Annotated in this window: 14 protein-coding genes; 5 read left to right on the forward strand and 9 right to left on the reverse strand. The window is 55.4% G+C overall.

All coding sequences use genetic code 11. The annotated features are described in order from the left end of the window. Positions 1-15 precede the first annotated feature (15 nt). The 3 genes from ACRC4F_RS25820 to ACRC4F_RS25830 all read right to left on the reverse strand — a co-directional run bounded on the left by ACRC4F_RS25820 (position 16) and on the right by ACRC4F_RS25830 (position 3,914). Positions 16-1,098 (reverse strand): glycosyltransferase, encoded by a 1,083-nt coding sequence (locus tag ACRC4F_RS25820; protein ID WP_438661892.1) that lies wholly within the window; start codon positions 1,096-1,098, stop codon positions 16-18. A gap of 105 nt (positions 1,099-1,203) precedes the next feature. Continuing rightward, complete coding sequence (locus ACRC4F_RS25825; RefSeq protein ID WP_438661893.1) at positions 1,204-3,432, reverse strand: polysaccharide biosynthesis tyrosine autokinase; 2,229 nt, start codon at positions 3,430-3,432, stop codon at positions 1,204-1,206. 41 nt (positions 3,433-3,473) lie between these two features. Further along, the gene (locus ACRC4F_RS25830; RefSeq protein WP_438661894.1) at positions 3,474-3,914 is read right to left on the reverse strand and encodes a low molecular weight protein-tyrosine-phosphatase; all 441 of its coding nucleotides are present in this window, start codon (positions 3,912-3,914) and stop codon (positions 3,474-3,476) included. 317 nt (positions 3,915-4,231) lie between these two features. On the opposite strand from ACRC4F_RS25830, the gene ACRC4F_RS25835 reads away from it, so the two are divergent. After that, positions 4,232-5,188, forward strand: a complete 957-nt coding sequence (locus ACRC4F_RS25835; protein ID WP_438661895.1) for a glycosyl hydrolase family 5 — start codon at positions 4,232-4,234, stop codon at positions 5,186-5,188. 24 nt (positions 5,189-5,212) lie between these two features. On the opposite strand, the gene ACRC4F_RS25840 is transcribed toward ACRC4F_RS25835, so the two are convergent. Continuing rightward, positions 5,213-5,596 (reverse strand): hypothetical protein, encoded by a 384-nt coding sequence (locus ACRC4F_RS25840; RefSeq protein WP_438661896.1) that lies wholly within the window; start codon positions 5,594-5,596, stop codon positions 5,213-5,215. Positions 5,597-5,935: 339 nt separating this feature from the next. Between ACRC4F_RS25840 and tal the strand changes: the two genes are divergently transcribed. Further along, positions 5,936-6,862, forward strand: coding sequence for a transaldolase (gene tal, locus ACRC4F_RS25845; RefSeq protein ID WP_438661897.1), 927 nt, complete (start codon positions 5,936-5,938; stop codon positions 6,860-6,862). Between the two features lie 115 nt (positions 6,863-6,977). On the opposite strand, the gene rssC is transcribed toward tal, so the two are convergent. Next, positions 6,978-7,460: an anti-sigma factor antagonist RssC gene (gene rssC / locus ACRC4F_RS25850; protein ID WP_007935262.1), complete on the reverse strand. Its 483-nt coding sequence runs from the start codon at positions 7,458-7,460 to the stop codon at positions 6,978-6,980. Then, positions 7,460-8,641 (reverse strand): two-component system response regulator RssB, encoded by a 1,182-nt coding sequence (gene rssB / locus ACRC4F_RS25855; protein ID WP_223431966.1) that lies wholly within the window; start codon positions 8,639-8,641, stop codon positions 7,460-7,462. Before rssB ends, rssC begins: the two co-directional genes overlap by 1 nt. Positions 8,642-8,917: 276 nt before the next feature. On the opposite strand from rssB, the gene ACRC4F_RS25860 reads away from it, so the two are divergent. Then, positions 8,918-9,217 (forward strand): PilZ domain-containing protein, encoded by a 300-nt coding sequence (locus tag ACRC4F_RS25860; RefSeq protein ID WP_438661898.1) that lies wholly within the window; start codon positions 8,918-8,920, stop codon positions 9,215-9,217. A 61-nt stretch (positions 9,218-9,278) separates the two neighbouring features. Here the strand turns inward: ACRC4F_RS25860 and ACRC4F_RS25865 are convergent, their stop codons facing one another. Continuing rightward, on the reverse strand, positions 9,279-9,968 hold the full coding sequence (locus ACRC4F_RS25865) for an MlaA family lipoprotein (protein WP_438661899.1): 690 nt from the start codon (positions 9,966-9,968) through the stop codon (positions 9,279-9,281). A 199-nt stretch (positions 9,969-10,167) separates the two neighbouring features. Here ACRC4F_RS25865 and ACRC4F_RS25870 point away from each other — a divergent pair, with 199 nt between their 5' ends. Next, positions 10,168-10,788 carry an HAD family phosphatase gene (locus tag ACRC4F_RS25870; RefSeq protein ID WP_438661900.1) on the forward strand — a complete coding sequence of 207 codons (621 nt, stop codon included), beginning with the start codon at positions 10,168-10,170 and terminating at the stop codon, positions 10,786-10,788. 109 nt (positions 10,789-10,897) lie between these two features. Beyond that, a complete protein-coding gene (locus tag ACRC4F_RS25875; protein WP_438661901.1) occupies positions 10,898-11,161 on the forward strand; it encodes a DUF4404 family protein in 264 nt (87 codons plus the stop codon). A 176-nt stretch (positions 11,162-11,337) separates the two neighbouring features. Here ACRC4F_RS25875 and queF read toward each other — a convergent pair whose 3' ends face one another. Further along, complete coding sequence (queF, locus tag ACRC4F_RS25880; RefSeq protein WP_438661902.1) at positions 11,338-12,168, reverse strand: NADPH-dependent 7-cyano-7-deazaguanine reductase QueF; 831 nt, start codon at positions 12,166-12,168, stop codon at positions 11,338-11,340. A 61-nt stretch (positions 12,169-12,229) separates the two neighbouring features. Next, positions 12,230-12,754 (reverse strand): copper-resistant cuproprotein CopI, encoded by a 525-nt coding sequence (copI, locus tag ACRC4F_RS25885; protein ID WP_438661903.1) that lies wholly within the window; start codon positions 12,752-12,754, stop codon positions 12,230-12,232. Positions 12,755-12,818 lie beyond the last annotated feature (64 nt).

Genomic DNA, 12,818 nt, shown 5'->3' on the forward strand with positions numbered 1-12,818 from the left:
CATCTTGATATCTACTTAATAAGTTTGAGCGGAATACACGTCATAGGTCTGCTGGATCATCAACGTTGCGCTGAACCGTTCGCGCACCCGCTTGCGGCTTTCAGATCCGAGTTTCAGCAGCTTCTGCTTCTTGATGTTCACTAATATGTTGGCAAGCGCCTGATAATCGCCGGTCGAGAATATGTAGCCCGTGACGTTGTGCGTGACCAGTTCAGGGAGCGATGTACAGTCACTGGCAATAACGGGCACGCCCATCGCCATCCCCTCAAGAGGCACCATGGCAAACCCTTCCCAGCGACTGGGGACAATCAGGGCGTCTGCCGTTTTGTAGAGGGCATTCACTTCGGCCGGGGTTACCCAAGGCAGGTATTCAACGCCATCAATGACGGGGCACTCTACCGGCTCCTCATTCACCGCACTGCCGACAACCGTCAGTTTCAAGTCGGTGCGCTCGACTTCAGTGAAGGCCTTGAGCAACACATCAAACCCTTTCTGGTAGTCCAGTCGGCCCACAAATAAAAGCTGAATATCCGTACGCTGGCTGGACAGGCTCTCATCGTTTTTATAGTGAATACCGTTGTAGATCAGCTTCATACGGTGGCGATCAATACCAAACGAAGCCGCTTTATCCAACTCGTACTGGCTGACACAAACAATGACATCCGTCACTTTCTGCAAGAGCCGTTCAATAAGCGAATACACTTTCTGTTTGGCCGGAGAGCTTTCCATCAAAAATGAAAACGCGTGCGGGCAGTAGATAATCTTCGGTGACCGCCAAGGACGCATGACCAGGCAGACACATCGGCCAATGACGCCGGAGAACGTGCTGTGCAAGTGCACGACATCAGGTTTTTCCTTGAAGATCACCCGGACAAGTTGCCAGGCAAACCGCAGAAGGGAGACAACATCTCTCTTGTTTCTGGAGAAAGTCCTGATGTCCTTTTCATCAATGCCATGCAGTTCTTTCTTCTGGTCGAACGGTATCAAATAGACCAGTTCATACTGCTGGACGTGGCCATCAGGAGGAGTCGATATCGTCCGGATGACCGTTGCTACGCCACCTTTAATCGTTTCCGCCACGTGTAGTATTTTTTTCAAAATTCACCCCATTCCATGAACGTATTCGCAGGCAAACGAGACCGCAGAGTGGTTAACGATCGTCAACCGACTCGGAATCCAATGACTTGGCAGATAGAACTCGCATCACGACTTGTCAGAGGCGTACTCATAGTTGTAATAGCCATAACTGCCATTACCGTAGTAACTGGACGCGCGCTTCTCGACGCCGTTGAAGATCGCGCCTTTCAGTTCGATACCGTTTTGCGCGAACCGACGAATAGTCAATTCGATCTCTTTGGCAGGATTTACACCGAAACGAGTCACGATCAGGTTAATCGCGGCCTCGCGCCCGACAATGGCGGCATCTGTCACGGCCAGAAGAGGTGGCGTGTCAATGATCACCACGTCGTAACGTTCGCTTAGTTGTGCCAGAAGCTCTCTGAAGTTGGCATGCATCAGCAGCTCTGAAGGGTTGGGCGGTACCTGTCCACGACTGATGAAATGCAGGTTATCAACATCGAGTTTATTGATGGCTTGCTCGATACTGCAGCGTTTGGTCAACAGATCGGACAAGCCATTGCTGATCGGAGTCGCCAGCGTCTTGTGCAGATGGCCCTTGCGCATATCGGCATCAATCAGCACGACGCGCTGCCCGCTTTGAGCAATGACCGCCGCCAGGTTAGAGGAGACAAACGTCTTGCCTACCTGGGGGCTCGGACCGGAAATCATGATCCGGTTGTTGGTTGCATCCAGCCCGGCAAAATGCAGACAGGTTCGCAGGCTGCGTATCGATTCGATGGACAAGTCTGTGGGGTTACTCAGCGCTAACAGAAACCCCTGGCGGCTGGCACTATCGCCCAGCCGGATATTTTTGGTGTCCTCTTCCTGTTGCAGGGCGCTGTAAGGAATGGAGGCATAGACAGGCAGTCCAAGTTGCTCGATGGCTTCTGGCCCCTCAAGTCCTCTGCTCAGCGATTTACGCACTAACACCAAGGCAACACCGACAAACCCACCCAGGAAAGTCGCAATCACTACGATCAGGGCTTTACGGGGTTTGACCGGAGTGGTGATGTCGACATCCGCCGTATCGATCAACCGCGCATTGCCGACCGCGCCCGCCCTGACGATGTCCAGCTCCTGGGATTTGTTCAGAAGCTGGGTATAGATCTGCGTCGCCACTTCCACGTCACGGGTCAGGTTCAACAGTTCCTGCTGTGTCGCCGGAAGCCCCTGGACCTTTTTCTCCAGCCCTTGTCGCTGTTTGTTCAAATCACCCATCTGTGCCATCAAGGCGCGGTAAGCCGGGTGCTCTCTGGTGAACTTTCGGTCCATGTCCGCTTGCTGGAGTTTCAGATCAGAGATGCGCGTATCCAGCATCACAATCTGTTCCAGGACAGACTTGGTTTCGAGCGAGATGTTTACTGTATTTCCGCGGGTTTGATAGCTGTTCAGCGCATTGCTGGCTTTGGCCAGATCATCTTTGACTTGTGGGAGTTGCGCCTGCAGGAACTCCAGGCTCTGGGCCGCCTCGGCAGAGGTGCGCTGCACATTCTGCTGCACATAAAGTCTTGAGATCTTGTTGAGAATCTTCACCGCCAGGGCGTAGTCGGTGCTGGCCAGCGCCAGACTTATAATGCCCGACTCTTTACCTTGCTCGGAGACTTCGAGAGCGTCCTGGTAATTCTGAATGGTGACAATGCGTGGATTGCGCACGACTTCAAATTTAGTGCCTGGATTCGCGGCCATGCTCGCGACGAGCACCTCGACACCACCCTGCGCTATGGCTTCGCCTGTTGCACCGGCGGTCAACAAACCACCATTGTCATCGTAGAGCTTGAATCGATTGTGCTCTTCGGCAACAAGCATCAGCTTCTTGCCCAACAGTTCATTCGGCAAGTCGAGCTTTTCGATATCAAGGCGCTCGCCGCCCCATGCATAACTGTTCATGCCAAAACGTGGCGGCGAAACACTTTCCGTAGGGCTGCTTTTGTATCTCCGCGCGAGAAAGCCGCCGACAACGGGAAAGGTGTTGGGCGTTATGACAATATCAAGACGCAGGTCGTCGACAGTTTTACCGATAACCGCACGGGACTTGATAATGCCGATCTCGGTAGCCGCCGGTGATTGCCCGCCGAGCATGCTGCTGATATCCGAGAACCCCAGCATGTCGTTCTTTTTCGGCTCGACCTGGACCAGCGCGTTCGCCAGGTACACGGGCGGCGATAAAATCGAATACGCGGCACCGGTCACCATGAACGCACCGGTGATGGCACCTATTAACCATTTATGGTCAATCAATGTGCCTAATAAACCGAGCAGATCAATCTCGTCTCGATCTTTGTCCCGGGTGCTGATTACTGACGGTAACTGCATAAGGTCTATTCTTTTACCATTATTACTAATCCGAAAATCCATCAACGTCCGAGGCGCTGCGTCCATGAGCAAACGGCATCTTCAATCAATGCATGGGCATGGACAAAGGCAGCTTTTCCTTGACGATACGGGTCCTTTATTTCGCGCTCACTCTGCCACTTACCCAGAAGAAACACTTTTCCCCTGGCGTGAGAGGCAATCCTTAGTACGCCCTGTACATGCTCTTTTTCCATGACGAGAACAAGGTCAGATTCATCAACAAGGGCCGGAGTAATCTGCCGCGCTTTAAACCCCTTAAACTCGTGGCCCTGCTCTTCAAGAATCAGAAGTGCGTCAGGCTCCATAGACTCACCCACCCGCGCGTTCAATCCCGCGGAGGCCACGGAGATACCCGAAGGTTGCAGCGCATGGCGAAGCAACAGTTCAGCGGTAGGGCTTCGGCAAATATTGCCGACGCAGACCACAAGAATCTTTCTGAACAAGGCTACTCTTCCCGTGTAGTGTCGAATCGGCGAACGTATAGCGAGGAGATGAGTGAACCAATAAAATCGGTCCCGCACTCAGATATGGATCCGTCATGAAAATACTTTGTATTAAATACCACGCCACACAAAGAACGCCCAACTTGAAAGCCGGACCAAAAATAACACTGTCGATCCAAATGTTTATTTACTCGACAAATATTAACAATGGAGCGCTGGAATAGAGGTTTGATGATATCGCTGTATTAACTGGCTAACGCTGGATTCACCCAGGCCCATGCCCGGGACGACATACTGACTCAACAGGAAATACCGATATGCGTTTTCGACTGTTTGCCACTTCAACGCTATTGATACTTGGCACCTTTAGCCCCGTTTACGCAAGCCAGACTTTTTCCGCACTGGCGCAAGACAACAAGACCATAGGCGTTCAGGTGAAGATCCAAAATTTCTCAGCCTCCGACGCCCGGCAGATAAAAGCCTCAGGATTCGGCTTCGTGCGCTTTGGCGTGTGGACCAACAGCCTGGAAAACCCGTCTTATCAAAGACAGATCAATGCAGCCTTCGCCGCTGCCAAGTCCGCCAGCCTGCCGGTCTTGATGACCGTACGCTCAACCAAGGCGTTAACCCACAAAACGCAAAGCAGTGGCAGTGATCTTGCCGCTGCGGGAGATTCTTTCGCGAACGCGGTCATTGGCCTGGAAACCACGTTCGGCTCACAGCTTGTCGCCATTGAAATCTGGAATGAACCGGACTTGCCGAAATACTGGCCGACCCAGGAATTTGAAGTAACTTTCGTCCCGTTCATGAGTGCAGTGTGCAACGCGCTGCAAAAGCGCGATCTCTCAACACCACTGATCGGGTTTGGGTTCGCAAAGGCGCCAACCAAAGACTCCAGGGCGAGCGTCGCACTGACTGAAATCATCAGGAATTATCCGCAGTGCCTCAGCGCAATCTCCTACCACCCTTACGGCATGTCGGGCACCGAGATCAGCAATACTCAAGCGTTTATCCTTGATAACTTTCACGTGCCGGGGGTTATTACCGAGTGGGGAGTGCCATCGCTCAGTTCCATCGGGGGCACCGCCGGACAAGCATCACGCATCACAAGATTTATCTCGGACGTCAAAAAACTGAATATACCGTTGACGTCCCTCTACGAATGGAAAAACAGCGACTCAGGCAGTAATGATCGCGAGCGAAGTTTCGGAATACTTTCATCTGACGGAAAGTCAAAACCTGCAGAAGCGGCCATCAAAATGTTATTAAAGTAACGCTATGAATGACCGCGCGCTCCGTTAACAGGGACTTTTATTCATCCACCGCGCGTAACTCGCGGCGTCCATTGCCAGTGACTCCTCCACCAGCACCTCGAACAATACGGCTTGCGCTTCAAAGCGCAGGTCATGTTTGAACGTCTTCGACTCATTCATTTGCTTCAACAACACACCCGTGACTTGATTGGGCGTGCTGTATTTGACTCGTTTCAGCCAGCCGGGGATTTTCTTTGTGGCTTTCACCCTGCACATCCCAACCAGACCCTTCATATTGTCCGGATGATTTTTCCTTGACGCGGCCAATAGTTCTTCAAACACTTCGGTCAATTTCTTCAAGACATAGCCGAGAATAAAATCATCGAAGGCCTCCACCATTCCGCAAACCCGTTCCTCCTGTGAAGTCATCTTTCCATCCACTACCTACATTTATCGGCACCACATTACACGCCATCCAAGTCGCACTATTTGACATCTTATAACGGCAGAACTTGACCATTTCTAACAACCGGCACCCACGAATTCCGGCATGGCAGATCAGGCATTGGAGTCACCAGTGGGGCGTCAACGATCAGTTGCTTTGAACCTGCGCCGCCTTTTGGCATCGTATCTACCGATACCCGCGCCCCGCCTTTCAAACATCCGTTTTCCGGTTGTTGCCACCGGGGCCACCGATACGTACATGCGCCCTTGAGTGGCTGTCAGCGCTCGGGTAATGTCATCAGACCCATAGGACAGAGCACGCCCATGACTTCCAAGCTGGAACAACTCAAGCAAATGACCACCGTGGTTGCCGACACCGGCGACTTCGAAGCTATCGCTCGCGTTAAACCCGTCGACGCCACCACCAACCCTTCCCTGCTGCTGAAAGCCGCGGCCATCACCGGTTATGCCGAGTTGCTGAACGCTTGCGTTCACGACTGCAAGGGCGATGTGGGCCTGGCCAGCGACCGTTTTGGCGTGGCGGTAGGCCAAGAGATTCTGAAAGTTGTACCGGGCCGAATTTCCACTGAAGTGGATGCCCGTCTTTCGTTCGACACTGACGCCGTATTGAAGCGTGCGCACCGTCTGATTGAGCTGTATGACAAGGCAGGCATTGGCCGTGACCGCGTGCTGATCAAGATCGCCTCCACCTGGGAAGGCATTCGCGCCGCCGAGAAGCTGGAAAAAGAAGGCATTCAAACCAACCTGACACTGCTGTTCTCGTTTGCACAGGCTGCGGCGTGTGCGGACGCCGGGGTGTTCCTGATTTCACCGTTCGTAGGACGCATCTACGACTGGTACAAGAAAGCCAACGGCAACGACTACACCGGCGCGGATGATCCGGGCGTGCAATCGGTGACGCGTATCTACAACTACTACAAGGCCAATGACTACAAGACCGTGGTCATGGGTGCGAGCTTCCGTAATCTGAATCAGATCGAGCAGTTGGCCGGCTGTGATCGCCTGACCATCAGCCCGGAGCTGCTGGAAAAACTGGCGGCGGACACTGGCAAGCTGGAGCGTAAGCTAGCTCCGGGTCATGCCGGTGAGGCGCGCTTGAGCCTGAATGAAGCGCAGTTCCGTTGGTTGTCCAACGAAGATGCGATGGCGACCGAGAAACTGGCCGAGGGTATTCGTCAGTTCGCTCGCGACCAGGAAAAACTCGAAGCACTGCTGCAAGCCAAGCTGTGATCTAGTTCAGCGCAATGCAAAAAGGCCCGTATCGTGAGATACGGGCCTTTTTTTGTTGCCTGGATTTTGGCTCTGCTTCGAAGCCAGCGGGAGCAAGCTCCCTCGCCACATAGAGTCAGTGACGCTCCAACGCATTCACCAAATCATGAAAAGCTTCACGATTGGAGTCATTCAGGCCCATCAGGATTTTATGTGCTTCGAGCACTTTGATCCGCACCACTTCTTCGGACTGATCCTGGTCTGGCAGGTCGGTCAGGCATTCAGGGCATGGGATCGGCCGGTCAACGATGTTGAACACTTGCTCGAAACCCATGGACTGCAGCAGACGGGTAATGTCTTCGTGGGTGGTGACGACGGTCGGCAGCAGGCCGACTTTTTGCCGCGACAGGATCGACAGTTTGGCCAGCAGGCCAAGGGTGGTGCTGTCGATGCTGCGGGTTTCGGTCAGGTCAATCACGATCGCGTTGAAGTTCAACGCGGTGAAGATCCGCTCAATAGTCGCATCCAACGCCGAACACAGTGTCAGGCGAACTTCACCGACGAACTTCAGGACGAAGGTGCCATCCTGCTCGGCGAACTGGATTCTACCGGTACTCATCAAAGATTCCTGCTCAACACCAACAGGGCGATATCATCCGGCATCTCCCCTAGCGTGGCCAATCCAAAAACCTGCCGCAGACCATCCAGGCTGCCGCCCGCTGCCTTGACCCGTTGGGGCAAAGCCGCTTCTTTTTCTTTGAGTGTAGGTTCTGGCAAAAGGTCCAGAATGCCATCGGACATCAGCGTCAGGCTGAACGTCGGCGGCAGCTCCAGCACGTGGTCTTCATAGGTGGCTTCATTGAAGAGGCCCACCGGCAGACCGCGCCCTTCCAGATAACGAACACTGTCTGGCGTGTACAACACAGGCAACGGTAAATGACCACCGATGCTATAGGTCAACAAACCTGTCTCCTCGTCGATGACTCCACCGACCATTGTGACGTGTTTACCCAGCTTACAACTGATCAGGCCCCGGTTGATATGACCAAGGACCTCTGAAGGCTTGAATTCCGGCAATGTGCCGCTGCGCTTGGATTCGAACAGCAAGCGCGTGGTCATGAACTTCAGCAGCACGGTAACGAAGGCTGAAGAGGCGCCATGACCGGAAACGTCCGCCAGGTAGAAGGCTACCCGACGCTCGTCGACTCGAAAGTAGTCAACGAAATCACCCGACAGGTACAGCGACGGGATGATCTGGTGAGCAAACTGGAACTCATCAATGCTCCAGGGGCTGACCGGCAGCATGTTCATCTGCACCTGGCGACCAGCGTTCTGGTCTTCCTGGAGCAGGTTCAGGCTGGCGGCGAGCTCGCGGTTGGCCTTTTCCAGCTTCTCGCGGTAGCGCTGGTTTTCCAGCAGCAGGCGCGCGCGATCCAGGGCCCGGCGCACAGAGTGCTCGAGCACAGCCAGATCTTCGAGAGGCTTGATCAGGTAATCCGCCGCGCCCAGGCGCAATGCCTCGACCGCGTCGTTCATCACGCCGGCGCCCGAAACCACTATCACCGGGGTTTGCGGCGACAGCTCGGTGACCTGGCGAATGAGTTCGAGTCCGCCCATCTGCGGCATGCGCAGATCGCAGATGACCAAGTCGGGCTTGTCTTGCTCGAATACCTGAAGACCCTGTTGGCCATTGCTGGCCTGCAGGACACTGAAACCACTGTCTTCCAAGTAGGCCGCGAGGCTCGCGCGCACTACTTCGTCATCATCGATTATCAGCAGCGTGGCACTGGTTTTTGGCATGTGGGCAAACGGCGCCAGAATTAGGTTGGCGTAGCAGGCACGGGGTTTATCCCGGCTCTCACTACTGGATTCGCTTTCTAGCCTCTCTGTCGCACCGTTATCGGGCATTCGCCCTACACACAGGTTCACCAGAGGTGCCCTTCTAAGGCGCAGACGGTACTCCCATCCGCGGGGCGTTTCAAGCTCACGCCGATGGTCGCTTGACGTCTTTACTTGTCAAATCACCGGGAGTTATAAGAACAGGCAAATCCGTAACCCAATGGAAGGATGAAGCCCATGAGCCAAACCGATCGGGACTACAGCGAAAAGCGCGATTTCATCCGCATGCGGGTTGATGCCGATGTGTCGCTGATTCACGAAGGCGATGAGGTGCCAGCTGTCTGCATCGACCTTTCCAGCAGCGGCATGCAGGTCGAGGCACCCCGCCTGTTCAAGGTCGGTGACCGGATCAGCGTGCGCATCGATTCCGATCACGCAGCGCTCAAAGGGCTTGAAGCCGACACCGAAGTGGTCTGGGTGAAGGAGCAGGACGGTGGCAGTCAGAAACTCGGGCTTACAATCTTGAAAATGAAATAAGCCCTGACCAAAACGAAAGAAGGCGGCCCATTGGCCGCCTTCTTCATTTTACTGGCCGAGATCAAAAATCGTCTTCGACCTGGCCGTCCTTGACCTTGAATTCGCGGTTCTGCAAGTACGCATTGCGGATGAAGGTGTACTTGTCGCCGCTGATCAACTTCTCGCTCGACAACAAGCTGGCACGGGTGTCGACGATATTCAGGCCGAAGATCGAGTTACGCACTGGCACATCGTGGATGTAGCGGTACGGGCCGGTGTAGCCGTCGACGTACTTGGAGGGCGCGTCACGCAACGTGCTTGGGCCCAACAGCGGCAGCATGACGTACGGGCCGCTGCCCACGCCCCAGTATCCGAGCGTCTGGCCGAAGTCTTCGTCGCTACGATTCAGGCCCATCTTAGTGCCGACGTCGAAGAAGCCCAGCAGGCCGAAGGTGGTGTTGAAGATCAGACGCGCCGTGTCGACGCCAGCCGCGGCGGGTTTGACCTGCAAGACGTTGTTGGCAAGGTTGGTGACATCACCGACGTTGCGGAACATGTTGTGAATGCCGTCTTCCAGAAACTGCGGCGTCACGAACTCATAACCCTGAGCGATTGGCTTCAGCGCGTAAGTGTCGACGAAATCGTTGAACTGGAAGATAGGACGGTTGACGCTTTCCCAAGGGTCTTCTTCCGTGGCAGCCTGGGCTGCGAACGGAACCAGCGAGACGCTGGCACACACACAAAGCTGAGCTAGACGATTGCTCCAGCGCATAGAAAACTCCTTGGGTTGTACTGGCATGGGCGCTTGGCCCAGGCGATAAGCTGGCTAGTATAAGACGGAAAAGCCGATTTAGGGCAGCCTCGCGCGCGATGGCCTACGGAACATTCGCCCTGACTGCGAGCGCTTCACATCAGTGTCACTCAACTGTCACCGGCAGCGCATAGCCTTGTCGCTATTTCAGGGACGTTATATGCCGCACGCCGAAGCCTTGCCCCTCGCTGCACCCAGCCTGACCGCCGTATTGTTCGGGCTCAGTGGTTGCCTGGTGGATTTCGGTGCCCGGATGCGCCAGCACGACACTCACACGGCCGAGCACGCCGAGGTCACACCCGGCGCGCTGGACAGTCTGAGCAGCTTGCAGCGCCAGCAGATTCCCTGTGCCTGGCTCGACGAGTTGCCCCCCGCCCTTAGCCATTCCCTGGCCAGTGCCCTGCCCGCGTGGATCAAACCTTCGCAACACGCCGCAACACTCAATCCATGGCCGGCTCCGCACGCTTGCTGGCAAGCCTTGATGGCGTTGAATGTCGAACAACTCGATGGCTGCGTGCTTGTCAGCGGCGAACCGCGCTTGCTGCAATCGGGCCTGAATGCCGGGTTGTGGACGATCGGTCTGGCGTCCTGCGGCTCGCTTTGCGGGTTGGCGCCCAGCGAATGGCAGGCCTTGAGTCAAAAGGAACGTGAACACTTGCGCGGCAAAGCAACCGTGCAGTTGTTCAGCCTGGGTGTGCATTCGGTAATCGATCATCTGGGCGAACTGGATACCTGCCTGGCCGACATCAGCCTGCGCCGGTTCAAGGGCGAAAAGCCCTGACCAAGATCATGCAGGTTGGCCGCGAGTGGATTAATCTAAAGGCAAGCCATAGACCTTTGGCGCGCTGCTGCGGTCTATGCCAGTGCCTATCGATAAAAGGAAGAACGCCATGCCTGCCCGCGAACTGCAACAACAGCTCAATACTCTGCGCGAGCAATTGGAACAGAATCCACCGCTGACCGAAGCCGAGCGCGAAGACCTGCACGCGCTGATGCAACAGATCGAACTTGAGCTTGAGCTCGAAACCAAAACCCAGGACTCCAGCCTCTCCGACAACGTGAACCTGGCCGTCGAGCGCTTCGAAATTGAGCACCCTACCCTCGCCGGCACCTTGCGCAACATCGTGCAGGCCCTGGGCAACATGGGGATCTGAACCCGCCGGATGCAAAAAAGCCCTGCTATCGCTAGCGGGGCTTTTTCATATCCGGGATTTGCGAATGCAATCCCCTGTGGGAGCGAGCCTGCTCGCGATGGATGAGTGTCAGTCAACATCAGTATTGGATGTGCTGGCCTCATCGCGAGCAGGCTCGCTCCCACAGGTTGGGTACTTTATTGGCGGACCAGGCGGTGGTTCGGCAGTTGCACGCTTTCAGTGCTGCGATACGGGTTGATGTCCAGCCCACCACGCCGCACATACCGTGCATAGACCGTCAATTTCTCCGGTTTCAGCAATCGCTGCAGGTCGAGGAAAATCCGCTCTACACATTGCTCGTGAAAGTCCGAGTGCTGGCGAAAACTCACGATGTATTCCAGCAGACTCGCGTGATCCAGCGCCGCGCCACGGTATTCCACCGCCACGCTGCCCCAGTCCGGCTGGCTGGTGACCGGGCAGTTGGACTTGAGCAAATGGCTGTGCACGCTCTCTTCGACAATGCGCGAATTGTCGCAACGCAGCAGCTCCGGGCGCGGATGCTCGTAGTTGCTGACGCTGATCTCCAGATCATCGATGCACACGCCCGGCAACGCCACGACACCTTCAGCTTCGACATCATTGAGGCTGCGAATCCGTACGCCAACCGGTTTACCGGCAGCGGCCGACAGGTCTTTCACCAGCGTCGCTTCAAGGATTGCGGTGTCGGCAAACGGCGTCTGATTCAACGAGTTCAGGTACAGCTTGAACGACTTCGACTCGATGATGTTCGGCGAATCCGCCGGGATGCTGAATTCGCCAATCGCCACCACCGGCTTGCCGGACGGCAACAGCCACGACAGCTCGAAGCAATTCCAGAAGTCCACACCCTTATAAGGCAGGGTTTGCGCCGTCAGGCCCAGTTCGGCCCATTTCGCGGTGCGCGGGATCGGGAACAGCAAGGACGGCGTATAGTTGGCGATGTATTCGCTGGACTTGCCCAGCGGCGAGTGTTCGGCTGCGGGATGCATGGCGGAAACCTGACTGAAGAATCAGCGGATTCTACCAGCCTTTGGGCCCGCCTTTGAGTGCTTACTGACTGACAGTCAGTTTGCCGACCATGCCCGCCTGATAATGGCCGGGAATATTGCAGGCAAATTCCAGGTTGGTGGACTTGGTGAAGGTCCAGGTCAGCTCCGCGGTTTTTCCTGGTTCGACGAGCACGCTGTTCGGGTCGTCGTGCTTCATCATGCCGTGATCCATACCCGCCATCGAACCGTGGTCCATTTCGTTCATGCCTGTAGGCGTGAGCATGCCGCTCTGCTGCATCTTCAACATTTCCTGCTGATGCCGGGCATGCATCGCCGCATCGCCGAGGTTGAATTCGTGCAGCAACTGACCTTTATTCACCAGCACAAAACGCACCGTCTCACCGGCCTTGATATCGATTGCCTTGGGGGTGAACGACATGTCGCCCATCACCACCTCGACACTGCGGGTCGCCTTGGCCGCCGGGGCCGGCTGACCGAAATCGTAGGTATGCGCCGGCGAAGCCCACACCGGCGAACTCAGGGCCAACAAACACGCGGCCAGCACCAGAGGTTTGCGCAAAAACATAGTCGTACTCCAACAAGATAAGGTTCAGCCTGTGGAAAACTTTAAACTGTCGCCACTGCCCGCA

Origin of the sequence: Pseudomonas sp., from assembly GCF_051660785.1 — a bacterium.
Lineage (GTDB): Bacteria > Pseudomonadota > Gammaproteobacteria > Pseudomonadales > Pseudomonadaceae > Aquipseudomonas.

Coding starts and splice junctions, on each gene's coding strand:
- ACRC4F_RS25825 (WP_438661893.1), bottom strand. CDS start 3,432: ATGCAGTTACCGTCAGTAATCAGCACCCGGGACAAAGATCGAGACGAG.
- ACRC4F_RS25835 (WP_438661895.1), top strand. CDS start 4,232: ATGCGTTTTCGACTGTTTGCCACTTCAACGCTATTGATACTTGGCACC.
- ACRC4F_RS25840 (WP_438661896.1), bottom strand. CDS start 5,596: ATGACTTCACAGGAGGAACGGGTTTGCGGAATGGTGGAGGCCTTCGAT.
- tal (WP_438661897.1), top strand. CDS start 5,936: ATGACTTCCAAGCTGGAACAACTCAAGCAAATGACCACCGTGGTTGCC.
- rssC (WP_007935262.1), bottom strand. CDS start 7,460: ATGAGTACCGGTAGAATCCAGTTCGCCGAGCAGGATGGCACCTTCGTC.
- rssB (WP_223431966.1), bottom strand. CDS start 8,641: ATGCCAAAAACCAGTGCCACGCTGCTGATAATCGATGATGACGAAGTA.
- ACRC4F_RS25860 (WP_438661898.1), top strand. CDS start 8,918: ATGAGCCAAACCGATCGGGACTACAGCGAAAAGCGCGATTTCATCCGC.
- ACRC4F_RS25865 (WP_438661899.1), bottom strand. CDS start 9,968: ATGCGCTGGAGCAATCGTCTAGCTCAGCTTTGTGTGTGTGCCAGCGTC.
- ACRC4F_RS25870 (WP_438661900.1), top strand. CDS start 10,168: ATGCCGCACGCCGAAGCCTTGCCCCTCGCTGCACCCAGCCTGACCGCC.
- ACRC4F_RS25875 (WP_438661901.1), top strand. CDS start 10,898: ATGCCTGCCCGCGAACTGCAACAACAGCTCAATACTCTGCGCGAGCAA.
- queF (WP_438661902.1), bottom strand. CDS start 12,168: ATGCATCCCGCAGCCGAACACTCGCCGCTGGGCAAGTCCAGCGAATAC.
- copI (WP_438661903.1), bottom strand. CDS start 12,754: ATGTTTTTGCGCAAACCTCTGGTGCTGGCCGCGTGTTTGTTGGCCCTG.